Source organism: Desulfonatronum parangueonense (assembly GCF_054656975.1).
Genome location: NZ_BAAHXH010000003.1, coordinates 3,369,761 through 3,388,458, shown reverse-complemented (window position 1 = coordinate 3,388,458; position 18,698 = coordinate 3,369,761). Strand labels below are relative to the sequence as shown.

At 56.2% G+C, this 18,698-nt stretch carries 13 protein-coding genes and 1 tRNA gene; 7 read left to right on the top strand and 7 right to left on the bottom strand.

The genetic code is table 11. From position 1 onward, the window contains the following. Nucleotides 1-258: 258 nt before the first annotated feature. From ACYQ15_RS15240 to ACYQ15_RS15230, 3 genes are all read right to left on the bottom strand, one after another. A complete protein-coding gene (locus ACYQ15_RS15240) occupies nt 259-3,399 on the bottom strand; it encodes a UvrD-helicase domain-containing protein (protein WP_459938359.1) in 3,141 nt (1,046 codons plus the stop codon). 56 nt (nt 3,400-3,455) lie between these two features. After that, nucleotides 3,456-4,256 carry a MogA/MoaB family molybdenum cofactor biosynthesis protein gene (locus ACYQ15_RS15235; protein WP_459938358.1) on the bottom strand — a complete coding sequence of 267 codons (801 nt, stop codon included), beginning with the start codon at nt 4,254-4,256 and terminating at the stop codon, nt 3,456-3,458. 111 nt (nt 4,257-4,367) lie between these two features. Continuing rightward, nucleotides 4,368-4,526 (bottom strand): hypothetical protein, encoded by a 159-nt coding sequence (locus ACYQ15_RS15230; protein ID WP_459938357.1) that lies wholly within the window; start codon nt 4,524-4,526, stop codon nt 4,368-4,370. Nucleotides 4,527-5,035: 509 nt separating this feature from the next. On the opposite strand from ACYQ15_RS15230, the gene ACYQ15_RS15225 reads away from it, so the two are divergent. Then, nucleotides 5,036-6,193, top strand: a complete 1,158-nt coding sequence (locus ACYQ15_RS15225; RefSeq protein WP_459938356.1) for a TraB/GumN family protein — start codon at nt 5,036-5,038, stop codon at nt 6,191-6,193. A gap of 167 nt (nt 6,194-6,360) precedes the next feature. Here ACYQ15_RS15225 and ACYQ15_RS15220 read toward each other — a convergent pair whose 3' ends face one another. From ACYQ15_RS15220 to ACYQ15_RS15210, 3 genes are all read right to left on the bottom strand, one after another. Then, on the bottom strand, nt 6,361-7,335 hold the full coding sequence (locus ACYQ15_RS15220; protein ID WP_459938355.1) for an RluA family pseudouridine synthase: 975 nt from the start codon (nt 7,333-7,335) through the stop codon (nt 6,361-6,363). Nucleotides 7,336-7,370: 35 nt separating this feature from the next. Next, nucleotides 7,371-9,056 (bottom strand): FG-GAP repeat domain-containing protein, encoded by a 1,686-nt coding sequence (locus ACYQ15_RS15215; RefSeq protein ID WP_459938354.1) that lies wholly within the window; start codon nt 9,054-9,056, stop codon nt 7,371-7,373. A gap of 195 nt (nt 9,057-9,251) precedes the next feature. Then, nucleotides 9,252-9,743 carry a hypothetical protein gene (locus ACYQ15_RS15210; RefSeq protein ID WP_459938353.1) on the bottom strand — a complete coding sequence of 164 codons (492 nt, stop codon included), beginning with the start codon at nt 9,741-9,743 and terminating at the stop codon, nt 9,252-9,254. A gap of 140 nt (nt 9,744-9,883) precedes the next feature. Here ACYQ15_RS15210 and ACYQ15_RS15205 point away from each other — a divergent pair, with 140 nt between their 5' ends. Beyond that, entirely contained in the window at nt 9,884-11,155 is a 1,272-nt protein-coding gene (locus ACYQ15_RS15205) for an RsmB/NOP family class I SAM-dependent RNA methyltransferase (protein WP_459938352.1), read from the top strand. A gap of 50 nt (nt 11,156-11,205) precedes the next feature. Here ACYQ15_RS15205 and ACYQ15_RS15200 read toward each other — a convergent pair whose 3' ends face one another. Next, nucleotides 11,206-12,168, bottom strand: a complete 963-nt coding sequence (locus ACYQ15_RS15200) for a bifunctional riboflavin kinase/FAD synthetase (RefSeq protein ID WP_459938351.1) — start codon at nt 12,166-12,168, stop codon at nt 11,206-11,208. A 686-nt stretch (nt 12,169-12,854) separates the two neighbouring features. Here ACYQ15_RS15200 and ACYQ15_RS15195 point away from each other — a divergent pair. The 5 genes from ACYQ15_RS15195 to ACYQ15_RS15175 all read left to right on the top strand — a co-directional run bounded on the left by ACYQ15_RS15195 (nt 12,855) and on the right by ACYQ15_RS15175 (nt 18,679). Then, a tRNA-Leu gene (locus tag ACYQ15_RS15195) sits at nt 12,855-12,941 on the top strand. Between the two features lie 266 nt (nt 12,942-13,207). Beyond that, nucleotides 13,208-14,029, top strand: a complete 822-nt coding sequence (locus tag ACYQ15_RS15190; RefSeq protein WP_459938350.1) for an SGNH/GDSL hydrolase family protein — start codon at nt 13,208-13,210, stop codon at nt 14,027-14,029. A gap of 299 nt (nt 14,030-14,328) precedes the next feature. Then, on the top strand, nt 14,329-15,786 hold the full coding sequence (locus ACYQ15_RS15185) for an MBOAT family O-acyltransferase (protein WP_459938349.1): 1,458 nt from the start codon (nt 14,329-14,331) through the stop codon (nt 15,784-15,786). 2 nt (nt 15,787-15,788) lie between these two features. Then, on the top strand, nt 15,789-17,510 hold the full coding sequence (locus ACYQ15_RS15180; RefSeq protein WP_459938348.1) for an alginate O-acetyltransferase AlgX-related protein: 1,722 nt from the start codon (nt 15,789-15,791) through the stop codon (nt 17,508-17,510). After that, nucleotides 17,507-18,679, top strand: coding sequence for an alginate O-acetyltransferase AlgX-related protein (locus tag ACYQ15_RS15175; RefSeq protein WP_459938347.1), 1,173 nt, complete (start codon nt 17,507-17,509; stop codon nt 18,677-18,679). The genes ACYQ15_RS15180 and ACYQ15_RS15175 overlap by 4 nt, the downstream gene beginning before the upstream one ends. The last annotated feature ends 19 nt before the right edge of the window (nt 18,680-18,698 follow it).

Below are 18,698 nucleotides of genomic sequence, written 5' to 3'. Positions count from 1 at the left end.
ACGAACCATTCAGCAGACAATGCTGTTGCCGGGTTTGGCATCGGAATCGGGGTCGGAGTTGGGGATGGTATCGGAAGCGAAGCCATCTGACGGGGCATTCTCATGTCGCAACCGATCCCGATCCCGATTCCCGGGAAGAGCGAAGATCAGAATGAGTGCGCAGTGGCGACTCACAACCACACGGACAAGCCGGACCACTTCATGCCTCGCAATGAAAATCTGCAGGCATGTCCCATGAGGAAAGGGAGTAGTTTCTCTTCATGAAAGGAGGGAAATACGCTTTTGACGACGTACTGTCCGCTCCACGGTTTTACTGCGCTGGATTCCTTGCTCCGGTAAATTATCGAGAAAACGGGAGGGCTTGAGTCTCAGGCTTCGCCCAAAGAGATTACGTTTTCCGGCATGGCTGAGAAACAACCATCTTTTGGCCCTGCTCAATCCCACGTAAAACAGCCTGCGCTCTTCTTCCAGGTCCGTCGAGCGTCCGGCAAGCATATTGGCCGTGTTCCCGTCTGACCCTCCAAACAGTTCCAAGCCAATCATGGGCAGCAAACCGTCTTCCAGGCCCGACAGAAAGATCGCCTCGAACTCCAGGCCCTTGGAAGCATGCAGGGTCATCACCTGCACTGTTTCCGCGCGACTTCGCACAAGTTCCAATTCCGATTGAAAATTGATCCAGGTCAGCAACCCCGCCCAGCCTTGATGTCGTGCATAGGCCTTCTTGAGGGCCAGGAACTCCTTGCTTTGCCAGAACAGTCGATCAAACGGCATCACATCCTGAAGGTGCGCCGCCAGAGCCACAGGACCTTGAACGACAACCTGTTGCGGACACTGCAGATCGCCTTCTTCCTCTGCGCCAAGCCCAAGGATTCCCGATGCCGCCTGGAGCAGCATCGCAATTCGGGGTTCTTTCCAGAAGGGCTCTGCTTCCGGGGCTGAACAAGGTATCCCAGCCCGCTGCAAGGCTTGCATTATCGGTGGAATCAGGGTTTTCATCCGAACCAGAATTGCGATGTCGCCGGGGCTGATGCAGCCATGCCGCCCATGATCCGATTCCCAGTGTCCCGTTCCGCCAAGCAGTCCCCGGATCTGGTCGGCAATCCAGGCCGCTTCCCGCATCTCGGTGGATGCTTGAAACAGCGCAATTCGCCCGCTTGATTGCTCATGGCATTGCATTGCCTGCTCTTCAGGAAACAATCCGCGGCAGAGTTGCGTCAGATTGGAGGCGGAACGGTAGTTGACGTTCAGGGGGATGATTTCCAGATTTGACCATTTGGAGCGCATGGCTCCGGAAATATCCGGCACGGCGCCCCGAAACCCATATATGGATTGACGAGGATCCCCGATGGCCCAGAACCCGGCGCCGTCGGCAGGGGTCAAATGCTGCAGCAGTTCCCATTGCAGGAGTGAAAGATCCTGGACCTCGTCCACCAGAATGTGCGTATAGGGGCTGGAAGCCTGATCATTCGCGGCATGAGCCAGCCAGAATTCCAGGAGATCGGTATAATCAACCAGGTTCCAGTCCTGTTTTTGGCGCGCATAGCGACCAGCGGATTCCATCGTATTTTCGGAAAAGATTCGCCGTTCCCTGGCCTGGGAAAGTTCATCCCACATCTGCTTCAGCTGAGCGGAAGTCAACTCTGGGTTGGCCGCGGCAAAGACGCGCCGGGCCGCGTCTTCGGAGAGCAGGACCGGAGCCTCGCCCTGAACACGGGTCCAGGTTTCATAAGCCATGGCATGCAGCGTATCAGCCTGGGGTATGGCCTCGGCTTCGCCCTGCATGTGCACCAGTCGCTCGCGAAGTTCCTGGGCGGCGCGGCGAGTGAACGTGACCACCAGCATCCGTCGGGGATGGACTCCCTGGCGCAGGAGATGGGCGATTCTGCCCATCAATGTTCTGGTTTTTCCCGTGCCCGGTCCGGCAAGTACCAGAACCGGATGCGGACCGGCCCGAAGAGCCCGCTCCTGCTCTTGATTGAACGCAAGGACGGGCGCGGCGTCTTGAAGCGGGTGTTCCGCAATCCTGGTATCCGTGACCGAGTATGGTTCCGCGCCCTGTGCCGCTGCCGCGGGAGATGCAGCCGCTGCCGGCTCAGGGACGAAGAAGGACCGGCCGCGAAGAAATTCACGTTGTTCCTGTGGCGTGAACATGGAGATCTTGCCGTAGTTTCCGTCAAAACCGGATTGACGAAGGACCTTTCCCTGGCGCATGCGGCTGATGGATTCGGCCAGGACCGGCCTGTTGCGACTGAGCTGGTCCAGCGGCAATGCACTGAGAATGTGCAGCTCCGACCCATGGGAGGCGATCAGTCTGGAATACTCGTTGCGTACCCGTTTCGTTGCCGGCCCCGTGCCCACGATCTCGGCAATCAACTCGTTGAGCGGCACCAGGGAATGAAAACCAGGTTGATTATCCGGCTGCAGGGGCAAGTCCCGATCGGCGAGTTCGAGTACGCGGTGCAGTACACCCAGGGTCAACGGCTGCCCGCATACCGGGCAAATGTTCCGATGAGCTTTGGACTCTTTGGGATCCAGCACCACATTGCAGTTCCGATGGCCGTCCAGGTGATACTTCCCTTCCTCGGGAAAGAATTCCATGGTGCCCAAGAACTTGTGACTATGGTCTTCACCGCGCAAGGCTCGATAGATTCCTTCAAAACTTATCTCGCCACTGAACAGGTTGGCTTCGCGGGCCAGCTTCTCCCCGGAGTGGGCATCAGAGTTGGAGATCATCCGGAATCGGTCCAGGGCGCTCCATTGCCAGTTCATCGCCGGGTCCGAAGAAAGTCCGGTTTCCAGGGCAAAAATTTCCGAAGCCAGGTCGCCGTAACATTCCTCAATGGTGTCGAAGCCGGATTTGGAGCCGAACAGGGAAAACCAGGGCGTCCAGATATGAGCTGGAACAAGAAAGGCCAGCGGATGGATTTCAAGGACCATCTCCAGCAGATGGCGGGAGTCGAGTCCCAAAATAGGTCGACCGTCCGATCCAAGATTGCCGATCTGGGCCAACTTGGCGTTCAGGGCCCGGACCTGCTCCAGGCCGGGCAGAAAAACCAGGTGATGGACCTTGCGAACCTTGTCTCCCCGCTTGTAGATGGTGCTGATTTCCGCGGAGAGGATGAAGCGGACTCGAGATTGTGGAGGATCGACCTCCAGCCAGGGAATTTCAGCGGCGACATCAATGGGCTGCCTGGGAGCCAGCAGTCCTGATCCGTCTTCTTCCAGATCGTTTTCCAGTTCCGACAGCCATCCGGGATGGGTGAAATCACCGGTGGCCACCACATCCAGCCCCTTGACCCGAGCCCAGGCCGCGAGCAGGCGGGGCGAGAGGTTCCGGCTGGTGGCGCGAGAATGGCGTGAATGGATGTGCAGATCAGCTCGAAACAGGTCACTGGACATGGTAGATGCCAATCGGGATTTGCGAATAATGCTCGTTTTTGGAAGTCCGAGCGCCTTCAGCAGACTTGGGCGCAGTCGGATGGATCGCCTTGGAGCTTGGCCAGAGTGTGAGAAAGAGCCGGCAGGAGCGCTTCGAGATTTTCGCGGACCGCCTTGGGAGAACCGGGCAAATTGATAATCAGGCTTTGTCCGAGTGTGCCGACAACGGCCCTGGAGATGACGGCGTGAGCTGTTTTGCGCAATGCCGCCTGGAGCATGGCGGTTTCCATTCCCGGAAGCCGCTTTTCAATCACCGACAAGGTCGTTTCAGGAGTGAAGTCGCGAGGGCCGACACCGGTCCCTCCGGTGGTCAGGATCAGGTCGAACTGCTGTTCCAGGGCCAATCCCACAAGGAGCGAGCGCAGTCGCTTTGGATCATCCGGGATCAAATACCCTTGCACAAATACCACCGGAAGATCCCGGCCGATCAGTTCGCCAATCAGGGGGCCGGCCTGATCTTCCCGTTTGCCGGCATAGCCCTTGTCGCTCAGGGTAATCCAGGCCAGAGCGTAGCCTGGCTTCTGTACCGTCCAGGGTTGCGCAAGGGAATCCGCTTTGAAATCATTCAGTGCCTTCGCCCAGCAGCACTCTGCGCTCGGAAGGGTCGCGGAATCCCGTGGCCAGTAGAATTTGCCCACCACCTGGAAGCCTCCTGCGCCATCCGGACTCCTCAGCATGGAGCCTACGCCGGGCAACGCCCCATGATCGAGAATGCAGCAGAGTTCGGTGCAATTTTGCGGAGCAACGGAACTGAAAACGGGGAGGAGTTGGTCGCGGACGATCGCCCCGTCACGTGACGACCGGAGGATCACGTTCATGGCGGCTCCCGTCGGTTGGAAAGCCGAACATCCTGGCTGACACGACAGAAATGCCCGGCTTTGATGAAGATCACGTCCTGATCAGCACAGTCAGGACGTTGTCGGGATGGATCAATGATCCATGTGCTTGCCCTGCTTGATGCGAACCAGCGCAGTGACGACGATAACGGTCAGGTAGGTGAAAATGAAACCGACGCCGATGACGCTGGTCAGAGAGGCTTCCTTGGCTGCGTTGCTGATCAGGGTGGGGATGATTTCAGTAATGCCCATGAGTGCGCTCCTTTGCGATAAAGTTCACATGCGCTTGTGTTTGGTCAATCTCCGGAAAAAAGTCAAGGCGATGATATTCGGATTTTTAAGCCATGCCTGTTACGGCGGGTCACACATGACGTTCAACTACCTCAGCAGCTTGCTCTCCTTTGCCGCCCGGTGTAGATTGGCGGATTACAGCCAGTCGATCGGGGCCGCTGGATCGCTGTTCAGCGTCCATACCAGTTATTATATGCAAGTTTATGCAAGTAACTGTTCAATAAAATCTGGCAAGCATGGCTGGATGCCCGCCTCCGCGGGCATGACGTGACTCAAATTCGTTCTCACTGAAGTCATTTCCGTGCTCTGCGGGAATCCAGCTCCAGAGTAACACGTGGTCCGTGCCAGACCTTGGCGAGCAGTTGCGCTGCAAGGAACTATCACTTTTCTCCAAACTTTTTCCGGCAGATCCCATCTCCATTTTCCGCACAATGAACCAAGCACAAATTCCTCCCACCGAGACCCCTGAATTGCCATCCTCCGTAAAACTTGTCCGCGTTGATGATCGAGACGTGTATCTTGTGGGGACGGCCCATGTTTCCAAGCAAAGCGTGCAGGATGTCCGCCTGACCGTCGAAGCCGTCCACCCGGATACCATCTGCGTTGAACTGTGCGCGTCCCGCCACCGGGCCATCGTTGACCGGGACGGATGGCGCAAGATGGACATCATGCGCGTGATTCGCGAACGCAAGACCCCTTTTCTTCTGGCCCAGCTGATACTTTCCTCATTCTACCGCAAACTGGGCGACCAGCTCGGCATCCAGCCGGGAGCGGACATGGCCGAGGGGATCCGCCTGGCCAAGGAGACAGGGGCGCAACTGGTTCTCGCGGACCGGGAAGTGGAAATTACCTTGAAGCGAACGTGGCGGCATCTGGGATTTTTGGAAAAATTCAAGATGGTCGGCCAATTGCTGATGGGACTGTTGTTTTCCGCCAAAATCGACGATCAGGTCGTTGAAACGCTGAAAAGGAAAGACCAGCTGGAAATTCTGATGGAGGCTTTCGCGGATGAGTTTCCCCAGGTCAAACGGCGCTTGATCGATGAGCGCGACATCTATCTGGCCCAGAAAATTCGCCAGGCGCCGGGAAAAACCATCGTCGCCGTGGTCGGTGCCGGCCATGTCGGCGGCATTGAGGCCCACATTCACCAGGACATGGACCTGAAGCCCCTGACGGTTCTACCGCCCAAGACCAACACCTCCACATTCCTGAAATGGGGCATTCCCATTGCCATTCTGGCCCTGATCGCGTGGGGTTTTTTCAAGGAAGGCCAGAGCCACGCCGTGGAATCAGCATTCATCTGGATCGGCCTGAACAGCGTCCTGGCCGGACTGGGCGCCGTACTGGCCTGGGCTCATCCATTGACGATTCTCACGGCCATGGTCGCCTCGCCGTTCACCAGCCTCAATCCGATGATCGCCGCCGGATTCGTGGCCGGGTTCGTCCAGGCCGTAATCCGCCGCCCCACCGTGGCCGACCTGGAAGATCTCCCCCAAGCCATCACGACCTTGAAGGGCTTTTGGACCAACCCCCTCTGTCGCATCCTGCTTGTGGTCGCTCTGGTCAACCTGGGCAGTTCCCTGGCAGCCTTCATCTCCGGGGGATGGATCGCGGCTCGGACTTTTTAAAATCCCGGTATTTATTCAGCAAATCCGCGAAAAAGATCTGGATACCGGCATTCGCCGGTATGACTGGTGTAAATACGGCTTGCTTCGATAAGGCATTCCGGCGAAAGCCGGAATCCGGTGCAGCTGAATGACCATCCCCCGGATGAGCTGAATATTTACAAATCCCGTCAGACCCCAGTGGTCCCGCAACCCAAATCCCCCCGACCCGGCATCGCGACAAACTCCCTGGTTCGTTGCAGCAACACGGACTCGGAAACAACCCGCGTAATTGCCCAGGGTCCCTGCCAGTCCGGCAAAAGCTGAAACTCCCGGCCAGGCCAGCAGATGTGCCAGGCGTGCAGCAGCATGCCTGACGGGCAGGATGGACCACCGTATTTACGGTCGCCGATCAAGGGATGACCACGGCTGGAGAGTTGGATTCGGATTTGGTGGGTCCGTCCGGTAATCGGTGCAATCAGCACCAGGCTGCCGGAATCGGAGTGATGGATGGTGCGAACCAGGGAACGACAGGGTTTGCCGTCGCCGACAACCATTCGCTCCCCAACGTCGCTTGGAACTTTTCTTGCCGCATCGTCGAGAAGAGTCGGCGCCGGCCAGTGAGGCGCCCCGTGAACCCATGCCAGATACGATTTGCTGACGCGCCCCGCGCGCCAGTGATCGTGCAGCATGCGCAGGCAGGAGTAGGTCTTGGCGACAATCAGCAGGCCGGAAGTATCACGGTCCAAACGATGGACCAGGGTCGGCTTCCATGAACTGTGGGCAAATTTGGCCGCTAATCCGGCAACAACGGAGTCTTTGTGCCCGGTGCCGGCATGGACGGGCAAGCCCCGCGGCTTGGCCAATACAAGCAGGTCATGGTCTTCGTAGACGGCATCCGGCTTGAGTTTGGCTGGCGCACTCACCACCGGCGTATCTGACCGCACCGCTTGTTCAGCGGAATAGGGGGGAACGCGAATCGCCTGCCCTTCATCAAGACGGGTCCCGGGCTTGGCCCGGGACCCGTCGACACGCACCTGGCCGGTGCGGATCCAACGTTGCAACGCCGAAGGGGGAACGGCTTGGTCCAGGCGTCGGCGCAAGAACTGGAGCAGTTTCTGTCCCGCCTCGGCCCTGCTCACCTTCCAGAATTGAACCGCGGACATGGAGTTGCAATGCCCTTCCGTGATGATGGCTCCCCCTAGTTCAACCCCATGTCCAGCGTGGCTCCCTCTTCCATTTCCGTATCCATATCCAGAGTATAGGAAAGCAGCACTGTACGGCGCTGGGTGAAACCGGTGGCTCCGGGGTGGGTGTTCACAAGTACGTACAGTTCCGTCCTGCCGTCATTCATCACATCTGCCAGCCCGTAATCCACCACGGTTCCACGGATGCGACGGGTCTTCCAATTGATGTTCAGGTTGATGCCGTCCCAGAACAAGGCATGAATTTCGCCCTGCGGGAAATACCGATACCGAGCGAAAAATTGGGCCGAAAGGGAAATATTCCGGTTCACGAGCAGGTTCCAGGAAGCGCCCTGTCCCAGTCTGACCGGTACCAGACGCGACGGAATATAGTAGTAGCTCGTCATGTCCCCATCCAGATCCTGCCGAATGCCAGGAAAAGACTCGTCCACTTCCAGCCCCAGGGAAGATCCGGCGTAGGATTCCTCGGTAACGGACTGAAAGGTGTTGCCGGATGAAAAGACGCGTAATTTGTCCCTGTTGTCGGCAACGACGATCTTGAAATCATCGTCCTGGGGCAGGAAGGCAAAATTGAAGACGTTGGTCCCCTGCGGCAGATTCAGGGCCCGCCCCAGGTCGAGCTTGCCGTTCATGCGCAAAATCTCATGGACTCCCGAGTCGAACAACCGTACGCGCCCCTTGCGCTGCCCGATCAGCGTGGTCATGTATTCCGGGGGAATGCGAACCACGTTCATATAGAGAGGAATGCGGTCTTCGGCCAGAACAAATCTGCCGTCAATGAAATTCAGAATAAAGGATCTGGGTGTTTCATCCATGATGGCGGAGACAATAATTTCCTGAAAGCCGTCGCCATTCATGTCCATCAGGTTGATGTTCAAGCATTGCAGGCGAAGAGGCGCGGCAAATTCGCCCAGGGGCATCAGCCTGTTGTCGACGACATGATAAGCCAGAACCTTGTTGTCCGTGAGGATGAAAATCTCATTTCGTCCATTGCCGTCGGCGTCGCCGACCACCATGCCGAGGGAAGCAAACGGGAGGGCCTGGCTGCGCCAGCGCCCCGGGGAATCAGCGGCGCCGGAGTAAATGATGTCCGGATTGAGATGATAGGGAGTCCTCTCCGGTCCATATTCGTTGTAGATCAAGTCGGGATGCACTGGGCCCGCGGGTCTGGCTGGCTGGGCCTGCTGTGGAGTCTGGGCCTGAGGCCTCCCAAATACCTGGGCATTGATTTCTCTGGCCATGCCTTCCAGGGCCGGAATCAGATCATTCAATTTGACCTGCGCCGATTGCGGAACGTCCCGTCCCTGCGCATCCACAACGTGAGCGTCCAAGCTGGCTTGATCGCCCAGGATGGTCACGCTGCCGAAAATCAAATAGTCCACTTCCAATGCAGTGATCGCCGAAAGGGCTTCTTCCTGCGAACGCGGAATGGAGGTCACGACCTGGGCAATGGCCGACCTGTCCAGATCCTCGAATCGATCAGTCCACTTCAAACGCGAAGTGAGCATGGTTTGGACGCCCTGACCGAGATAGGCATACTGATCCGGTCCATGGACCGCGAACGGCAGCACCGCGAAGCGTTTGAGCCCTTCGTCCGTGTCTGCGGCGGACTGGGCCCAGGCAAATGTCGCGCTGCTGAAAAAAATGAATGCAACAATCATGAAGCGAAACAAATGACGCATAAATTCTCCTTTCATTGGCGGGGAGAGAAAGAAATGAGGATTAACGAATTATTCACCATAGGCAACGACTCTTCAGAACCTCTCTGTAAGCAATTGGCAGCCGTTTGCAGGAAGTTGAGCCAATGCTGAAACAGAAAAACCGGGAGTTGTATCTGCTGACGCAGTGGGCTTGCCGACAGTCATCACATCTTCAGTTCAGCACAAAATCACGGCGAGATGACCAGGTTGGGATTCTTTGACGACAACATCGGCCGACGCGTTCACGGTTCGCGCCAATAGCTGCATATCTTCAACTATTGCCGAGGGTGTCACGGAGACGCTGCCCTGCAGGATCAATCGAAGATGACTTCCCGTATCATCACTGAACAGGTCCGGTCCGATCCAGATTTGCACATCACCCTGGGGATAGGCTACAAAGGAAAGATACAGCAACCACAAGCCCTGAATTTTGTCCTGGCTGTCCAGTTCGGGAGCTAGCAAGGCACGAACCTTGCCGGACAAGTCATCATGAACAGACCCAAGCCGGGGTTCCAGCGTATCGAGAATGGTCGCCCGTTGTTGCGGATCACAGGACTCAAGCGCCTGAAACAAGGCAGCGAACAAGGCGGCCGGAATGGTGTGACTGGACGTATTTTGAGAATTTGCGGAAGGAACAGAATGGAACAATGGCGCACGCAACCGTTTCATGGTTTGGGACAAGTGCCTTTACTAAACTCTTTCCCCCACCAAAGCAAATAACCCACCGCCTGCAAACCAAAAACTCCACGATGCAAGTCCGAAAATGACGACAATCTCCCATCAAATTCACGTATAAGGGCATGAAGCGAATGCCGAGAAGCTTTCGAATCGTCTGCCAGCCTGAACAGGTTTCCCTGGTGGAAGATCTGCTCCGATCCCAGGGGTATACTTTTTCCCCCGAACCGTTCTCAGCCTTGGCCTATCAGGTGCATAAACAGCCCAGGCCTCTGGGTTCGTCCATCGCGGCGGCATTCGGCCTGATCTACATCCAGGACCGTTCGTCCATGCTCCCGCCTCTGCTGCTCGCCCCTCCCGCGGGAGCCATGGTTCTGGACATGTGCTCCAGTCCGGGCAGCAAAACGGGTTTGCTGGCCCAGCTTGTGGGGCGAAAGGGCCTGGTTTTGGCCAATGAGCCCAACGAACAGCGGTTGGCGACACTGCGACACAATCTGGCGGCCTTGAACCTGGCGCATGTGACCACCTGCCGCTATCCAGGACAGGACCTGCCTCTGCCGGAAGGGATGTTTAGCCATATTCTTCTCGACCCCCCCTGCAGCGGCTGGGGAACCGTGGAGCGCAACCCGCGGATTCTGGAAATGTGGCCGCCGCACAAGCTCAAGCCGCTCATCTCCCTGCAACGTGAACTGCTGCGCAAGGCCTCCCTGCTGCTGGCTCCGGGCGGTCGATTGCTGTACTCCACCTGCACGACCAATCCCCAAGAAAACCAGGACCAGATCCAGTGGGCCTTGGCCGAACTCGACCTGAACCCCGCGCCCCTTCATTTTCTGCCGGGGTTTGACGATTCCTCCACAAAGTCCGATCTGGCCGGCGGCTGCATGCAGGTCCGTACCGAGGCCGGAGAAGGGCAGGGCTTCTTTCTGTCGGCCCTGATCCGGGAGAAGGGCGACGACCCTCCGGATATGCTTTCGGACCGGGACGATTTGCCCGGCAAGCCCCTGGATATGAACAGGTATGCCGACACGGAGGATATTGCCTGGGCAAATCTGCCCTCCGGCGAAGTGCGCGACTTCAAGGGCCGGATCATGTTTTTGCCCCAGCGCACAACTGGCTTCCCGCATGCGCTCCGGTGGCAAGGTTTCGAGCTGGGCCGATTCCAGGGCGGGGCACTGCGTCTGAACACCCGGCTGCGCATGCTTCTTCCGGAATACTCGCCGGAACGCGGAATAAACATCGATGATGTCGATGACCTGGTCAGACTACTGCAAGGCCAGAGCCTGCATCTTTCAGCCGGACAAATCCCATCACGCAAAAAGAGCGGGCCGTTCGGCCTCTACTGGCGTGGACTGCCCTTGGGCTGGGCAACGGTCAAGGGGAATCGCTGCCTCTGGTCGCCTCGTTGACGCGAAAACTTGCATGATGAAGTTTTTTCTTCCGCCATGGCCTGAGACTGCTAAACGCAGTGCCGCGCTTCGACCAGGTGCGCTTCCGGAGAGCCGAGAATGCGGCGGGCCAAGAGGATGTCTTCCTGGATGCGGGAAACCAGGGCCTCCAGATTCTCGAATTTTTGTTCGCTGCGCAGTCGTTGCACGAAATGGATACAGACTTCCTGATCGTATATGTTTTGATCAAAGTCCAGAATATGGGCTTCCACGGAAAGCACGTCGTTACCGAACGTGGGGTTGAAGCCGATATTGGCCACCGCCGGATAGGTGCGGCCGAGATATTCGGCCCAGACCGCATATACTCCTGTCTTGGGGAACAATTCGTCCAGAAGCCGCAGATTGGCCGTGGGAAAACCCAGCAACTTGCCTCCCCGGTTGCGTCCCGTCACAACCTTGCCCTGAACACGATAAAATCTGCCCAGCAGAGGACGCACTTCCCACACCAGACCGGCCTGGACCATGTCCCGGATCCGTGAAGAACTGACCACCGCGTCATCAATCAGGACAGGACCGATTTGTTCCACGTCAAAGCCGTAACGCTCACCCAGTTCGCAAAGCATGACATAATCGCCCTTGCGGTTGCGCCCGAAAGCGTAGTCGTAGCCAATGACCATATTTCGCATACCCAGTCCATGGATAAGGTGGGTGCGGACGAATTCCTCGGGCTCCAGCCTTGCCAGTTCTTTTGTAAACTCGACGCAGAAGGTGAAGTCCATGCCCAGAGTGGCGATGGCTTCCAGCTTTTGGTGGGGCAGGGTGATGAACGGGGGTGTATGCGCCCCGACAAGGACCCGCAACGGGTGCGGCTCAAAGGTCACGGCTACGCTGGAAAGACCGTTCAGTGCGGCTTTCTGTCTGGTTCGGCAAAGCAGTTTTTGATGTCCCATGTGGACACCGTCAAAATTGCCGATGGTGACGCAGGACTTCGAAACGATATTCAAGGCCTCTTGAAGGCTACGCAAAACTTGCATGCGAAGGGGATGCTCCTAAAAAGAAAGGTCTTGCCTTTGCCGACCTAGGAAAAACCGGGAGGCAAGTCGGCAGGAGGCGAATCTCTGTTGTGTACTGGAAAGCGGTGGGACCTTCAACCGGGCGATCATTACGATGACTGTCTCCGCAGCATGGCAGCTCATCGCCTGAAACCGCCAAACCAGCCTCTGTACGGGAACTTGTGGTAACTACGCAGCGCTTTCATGCCCAGGACTGGAGTGATCCGGATTGTCTGGATTTTGCGCATCGCCTGCCTGACTGAGCCAGGAATCGTTCATCAAACCATTGCCGGACGCCCAAAGCGCAAAGTGAATTTTATACGTAACTACCCAGCTCATTCGAGAAAAATTGGACTGGATACCGGCCTTTGCCGGTATGACTTAACTTTGAAAGTACGTGGTATGATACGTCATTCCGGTGAAAGCCGGAATCCAGCTCTGGCGAGTGACCACAGAGTATAGTTACGTTTATACAAGCAATGCTTCGATGCTCCGAAGCCGGCGCAGGAGTTGCGATGTCGCAAAATCCAGACAATCCGGAACGCCGCTGAGTAATTACAACTTGCCCAATTGAGCAGCAGACCTGCTGCCTTTGAAACCATGTTGAAAAAAACTTTTGCCCAAACCCTTGCCAACGGAAATCAATCAGCGTAAATGCTTTCCTTCGTGCCGAAGTGGTGGAATTGGTAGACACGCTAGGTTCAGGGTCTAGTGGGGGTTTCTCCGTGGGAGTTCGACTCTCCCCTTCGGCACCAAAATCATCAACAAAAGGCTTCAACTGCAACAGTTGGAGCCTTTTTTTGTTTTTCTCCAAACGGCACGAAAACTCCAACCATCGGTCATTCACCAATCCGAAATTCACGTACTACTCCAGTTTCCTCAAAACGCTGAGACGCGCATAGCGACTTTCTCCTCTATATTGACAATTCTTTCATACCAGGACAAAGAGCTGTGGGTCATAAAGATCATCCGTGCAACAACTTTTGCCCTACGGAGTACTTTCATGCCACATCTTAAATCCATGGTGCTGGTCTTCTATTTCGTTTTTTTTCTTTCCTTGATACCCAATGCGTCCGCGGATCAAGGCCAGGTTCCCACCAGCAATGTCACACCGGTTTCTGAGCAAGCTCCCACAAGTCCTTTTTTACCTGGACTGCAACATGACTTCGGCGACAACAATCCAGACGTTTATCTCTGCCTTGGCGACAGCATTACGTACGGATACGGCCTGCTCGACCTTTCGCAATCCTATCCGGCCCAGCTCCAGGCGCTTCTTGGAAAGACGGTCATCAATGAAGGAATATCAGGTACCAGGAGCAGCTTTGGCGCGATCAGAGTGAACCGACTCCTGGACAACAACAAACCTGGATACCTGCTTACGCTTTATGGAGTAAATGATATTGGTGAACGCAGAAATGATGCCATTGTCGAAAGTCTGCGCCAGATTATCCATGCCGCAAAAGCCAATAAAACCACTTCTGTCGTAGCCACCTTGACTCCGGTTTTCCACGGACGCGCCTGGAAAGAGCCTTACGTCCGCGACCTGAACATCAGGATACGCGCCTTGGCCGCCGAAGAAGGCGTTCTCTTGGCTGATCTTGAAGAGGCTTTTGCCTGGGATCCCAGCTATCTGCTTGATGATGGACTTCATCCAAACAGCCTGGGTCATGAACTCATGGCCAAAACCTTCCATGAGGCATTGAAAGATGAGCCAAGCTCAGGCGGGGGATGTACCGTTAACCCTCAGGGATCTTTAGGACTGGAATGGATCGCCTTGTTTCTCGCAATATTTTTCAAGCTCGCATGGGGTCAGTATAGCCGGCGTTATAATCAACACCATTAAGCTCTGCGTTTACGATATCCCTGCTGAACTCGAAACATCTGAAATCCCAATGTCCTCAAAAATGAATTATCAGATATTTCTTCACGACATACTCCAATAATTTCCTCCCCTTTTTTTCTGTTGATGGCCTCCGCTTCGCAGGCCCCTTCAGAATACCCCCCTTCACTGCTTTTCTTTGATCGCAAGTGGCGCTTTGATTTTGCACTTTCAAGCGTTCAAATTGATCTTTTTATTCTTGCCAAGTATTAATTTACTCTTCAGTTCAGTCTTGCGGTAAACAAGGTACCCATAGTTCCTCAATGGTTTTCAGTTCTCATATTTTCCTTTTTTATTTCCTGCCTCTGGCTCTCGCCGTCTACTATCTGATGCCGCAACGCGGCAGGCATTTGAGTCTGGCCGCGCTCAGCTACCTGTTTTACGGCTGGGCGAATCCCCTGTTCATGCTGATCCTGTTGACCTCGACAGTGGTGGACTACTTCTGCGGCTTGCTGATTGCCCGACGAGGCCTCTTCCGTGACTCCCGGCCCATTGAGGAACTCGACCCCAAAGGGGAACGAACGAGGGGACAGAAAATCGCACTGGCGATTTCCATTGTCACCAACCTCTCCCTTCTGGGTTTTTTCAAATACTTCAATTTCGCCGTGGAAAACTACGACCTGCTGCTTGGCTGGTTCGGATTGCACGGTCTGCAGCTGGAAACGGCTCTGCGAATCACTCTGCCCCTGGGAATCAGCTTCTATACATTTCAGTCCATGAGCTATTCCATTGACATCTACCGTGGTCAAGCCAAGCCCCTGCGCAACTTTATCGATTTTGCCTGCTATGTTTCCATGTTCCCGCAATTGGTGGCCGGACCGATCATCCGCTTTCGTGAGGTGGCGGATCAACTCCTGCACCGCTCGCATACCCTGGTCAAATTCGCACGGGGCACAGCTTTCATCAGCCTTGGTTTGGCCAAGAAAATCCTTCTGGCCAATCCTTGCGGAAAAGTGGCGGATACCATTTTCGACGCTGCCGCCATCACAACCGTGCAAGCCTGGTACGGCGCGGCAGCCTATGCCTTCCAAATATACTTTGACTTCAGCGCCTACTCGGACATGGCCATCGGACTTGGATTGATGCTCGGCTTTGTCTTTCCCAAGAATTTCGACTCACCATACATTTCCAGATCCATCACTGAGTTTTGGCGACGCTGGCACATATCCCTGTCCACGTGGCTGCGCGACTACCTCTACATTCCCCTGGGCGGAAACCGCAAAGGTCCTCGGCGCACGGCCATCAACCTGGGGCTGGTCATGCTCCTGGGCGGTTTGTGGCACGGCGCCGCCTGGAACTTCATCATCTGGGGCGGTCTGCACGGCGTTCTGCTGGGCCTGGAGCGGACCAGGGGCAAGACCAGTTTCTATTACCGCCTCCCGGTTGCGGCGCAAATTGGGATCACCTTTATCCTGATCTTGATCACCTGGGTCTTTTTTCGGGCCGCCGACCTGCCCGCGGCCCTGGCCTACCTCGGCGCCATGTTCGGCATGGCCGGCGCTCCGCCGGAGGCTGAACTTTTGAACGGCTTGATCTACCAGCCGTATTATCTCGGCACGTTTCTCCTGGCGGCTATTGTGACCTGGTGCTGCCCCCAGACCTGGGACTGGACGCGAACCATCACGCCGATCAAGGCGGCCCTGATCCTGGCACTGTTGCTTCTATCCGTGGCAATCCTCGCCACCCAGGCCTACAATCCTTTCATCTATTTCATTTTCTAGCCATGGCCGATTTTGATCTTCAGCGCTCCCGCGAACAGACAGCAAACGAGCAAGTCGGTGTAACCCATATCTCGCGGGTCACAGCCTGGATCCTGTCCGGGGTCCTGCTCCTGCTGATCGGACTTGTACCGCTTAGTCAAAAGTTTCATGAAGTGCGCGACCATGTCCTGGGTGAGCGCCCTATTTTACTGCCCCAGGCATTGGAAATATTCACCGTTTTTCCAATGGTCTTTCAGACTCTGCTCCACGGAGACGGCATGTTTTTCTCTCGCGTTCTGGAGGCCAATCGACTGCTGCTGCGCGAGATGAGCCGCTTTGAGGATGATTTGGAAGATGAATCATTGCTGGGTCAAACAATTCGCCCAGGGATGCAAAGCACATTGGTCCGCCTTGGCGTGGGCAACGAACAGGCCTATGTCGGACGGGACGGCTGGCTGTTCTATCGCCCGGGACTTGAGTACCTGACAGGTCCCGGTTTTCTGGAACCACGACAACTGGCGGGACGATCTGGCGTCGGCAACGAGTGGCAGCCCGCTCCTCAGCCCGATCCGCGCAAGGCGCTGGTTGACCTGCACCGCCAGTTGCAGGACCGGGGCATTGCTCTGGTGGTCATGCCGACCCCCGTGAAGCCCATGATCCACCCGGAAATGTTTGCTGCCGGCATTGCCGGGACCAAGCCCCTGAACAACTCATCCTTCGATGTTTTCATCCGTGATCTGAAAGATGCCGGAATTCCTGTTTTCGACCCCACGCCCCTATTGATTCGAGAAAAAACAGTCACAGGACAGCCGCAGTTTCTGGCCACGGACACCCACTGGCGACCCGAAGCGATGCAGATGGTCGCGCAGCATTTGGCTGACTTTCTGCATCAAGGCAACCTGGGCGACGATGCTTCGCCCAGCGGACAACAGGCATCTTTCACGGCTGTGGAAATGGAGCTTGCCAACATTGGCGACATTGCGGCCATGCTGGATCTGCCCCATGATCAACGTCTGTTTCCGCCGGAATCCGTTCGGCTGAAGCAGATCCAGGATGCCAGAGGTGATTTGTGGCGGCCGGACCCGGATGCGGAATTGCTTCTTCTGGGTGACAGCTTCACCAACATCTTTTCCCTGGAACCCATGGGCTGGGGAGAGGCTTCCGGTTTTGCCGAGCATCTCAGCCTGGCCTTGCATCGTCCCGTGGATCGCATAGCGCGTAATGACAATGGTTCCTTCGCCACCCGGGAGATCCTTTCCCGGGAACTCGCTCGCGGCCGGGATCGATTAGCCGGAAAGAAGGTGGTTGTTTATCAGTTCGCGATCCGTGAGTTGGCAATAGGTGATTGGAAAATGATTGATCTGAAACTGGGCGACCCCTTACCGGATCGTTTTTTTCAGCCGCCGCCGGGCCGGACGGTGCAGGTCCGGGCCATTGTCGCTGCCACGTCCCCGGTTCCCAGACCGGGAAGTGTGCCCTACGCCGACCACATCTTGAGCCTGCACCTTGTCGATCTGGAGCAGGACGGCCTGCTCCTTGAAGATCCGCAAGCCGTTGTCTATACATGGGGTATGCGGGATAACACCTTGACGTCCGCCGCAAGGTTGAGGCCTGGGGATGAAGTTACCCTGCAGCTCAAGTCCTGGATGGATGTGGCGGACATCTATGATGGGATCAATCGCAGCGAACTGGATGATTTTGAATTACAGCTGGTTGAACCGGCATGGGGAGAGATGGCGCCATGAAAAGAAATGATGTTCAATTAATCAATGATGGCCACAAGATTGTTGAGGACGAAGTGACCGCAACGTCAAGGAACAGCGATCAGCAACTCAGGTCCACCGCGGTTTCTTCAAACTGGCTTTGTGGTTTTATTATCTGGGTCATGTTGACAGTCATGCCGGCAACCCAGGCCGCTGCGGATGAATTAGCTGATTCCTTCTTCTCCGAGGCAAATCGTCTGGCTGAGGAGGCAAGAGAGCGACAAACCATGACGATCCAGGGGAAGGATGGATGGCTGTTTTTTGACCAGGAACTGGCGCACATCGGCGCCGGCCCGTTCTGGGGAGAACAGGCAGCTCAGGTCAGTCGTGCGACCAACCCCGACTTTGCCGATCCCTTGCCGGCCATTCTGGATTTCCATTCCCAGCTTCAGGCCCAGGGAGTGGATTTGCTGTTGATCCCTGTGCCGCCCAAGGCGATCATATATCCGGACATGCTCAGCGATGCGATTTCCTTTGACTCCTCGCCTCCGCGGCTGGACAAGGTTCACCAGGAGTTCTACGCCCTGCTGCGCGAGAACAATGTTCAGGTGCTGGATCTGACCGAGACATTTCTCGCTGAGCGTTTTCAGGAGCAAGGTCCTCTGTATTGTCGGCAGGACACCCATTGGTCGGGACTCGGTTGCGTCAAAACAGCCCAAAAGATCTCCAATATTGTCCAGGGAATGCCTTGGTTTGCTGAGCTTGCCCAGCAGTCGTTTGAACATCAGTGGCAGGATGTCCAGATCAGCGGAGATCTCTGGCGCGCCCTGAACGAGCCTGGACTGGAGCGTGAAACCCTGGCCCTGCGACACGTTGGTCATGAATCCGCTTCCAGCCTTGAGCCTATGGAACCGGATCAGGCCAGTCCAATCATCCTGCTTGGCGACAGCCACAACCTGGTCTTTCAAGCCGGCGGCGACATGCATGCCCGGGGTGCCGGACTGGCCGATCAGCTGGCCCTGGAACTGGGAATGCCCGTGGATCTCATCGCCGTACGCGGCTCCGGCGCCACACCAGCCCGAATCAATCTTTTCCGACGGGCTCAACGTGATCCCGACTACTGGCAGGGCAAGAAGCTGGTCATCTGGGTGTTTACGGCGAGAGAATTCACTCATAGCGACGGCTGGCGCATGGTACCGATTCAACCGTAACGCTGTAAAAAGGTTTTCT

Bases quoted from the DNA above. Each gene is read 5' to 3' on its own strand.
- ACYQ15_RS15235 (WP_459938358.1), bottom strand. From the start codon at position 4,256: ATGAACGTGATCCTCCGGTCGTCACGTGACGGGGCGATCGTCCGCGAC.
- ACYQ15_RS15230 (WP_459938357.1), bottom strand. From the start codon at position 4,526: ATGGGCATTACTGAAATCATCCCCACCCTGATCAGCAACGCAGCCAAG.
- ACYQ15_RS15240 (WP_459938359.1), bottom strand. From the start codon at position 3,399: ATGTCCAGTGACCTGTTTCGAGCTGATCTGCACATCCATTCACGCCAT.
- ACYQ15_RS15205 (WP_459938352.1), top strand. From the start codon at position 9,884: ATGCCGAGAAGCTTTCGAATCGTCTGCCAGCCTGAACAGGTTTCCCTG.
- ACYQ15_RS15210 (WP_459938353.1), bottom strand. From the start codon at position 9,743: ATGAAACGGTTGCGTGCGCCATTGTTCCATTCTGTTCCTTCCGCAAAT.
- ACYQ15_RS15215 (WP_459938354.1), bottom strand. From the start codon at position 9,056: ATGCGTCATTTGTTTCGCTTCATGATTGTTGCATTCATTTTTTTCAGC.
- ACYQ15_RS15220 (WP_459938355.1), bottom strand. From the start codon at position 7,335: ATGTCCGCGGTTCAATTCTGGAAGGTGAGCAGGGCCGAGGCGGGACAG.
- ACYQ15_RS15185 (WP_459938349.1), top strand. From the start codon at position 14,329: ATGGTTTTCAGTTCTCATATTTTCCTTTTTTATTTCCTGCCTCTGGCT.
- ACYQ15_RS15180 (WP_459938348.1), top strand. From the start codon at position 15,789: ATGGCCGATTTTGATCTTCAGCGCTCCCGCGAACAGACAGCAAACGAG.
- ACYQ15_RS15200 (WP_459938351.1), bottom strand. From the start codon at position 12,168: ATGCAAGTTTTGCGTAGCCTTCAAGAGGCCTTGAATATCGTTTCGAAG.
- ACYQ15_RS15175 (WP_459938347.1), top strand. From the start codon at position 17,507: ATGAAAAGAAATGATGTTCAATTAATCAATGATGGCCACAAGATTGTT.
- ACYQ15_RS15190 (WP_459938350.1), top strand. From the start codon at position 13,208: ATGGTGCTGGTCTTCTATTTCGTTTTTTTTCTTTCCTTGATACCCAAT.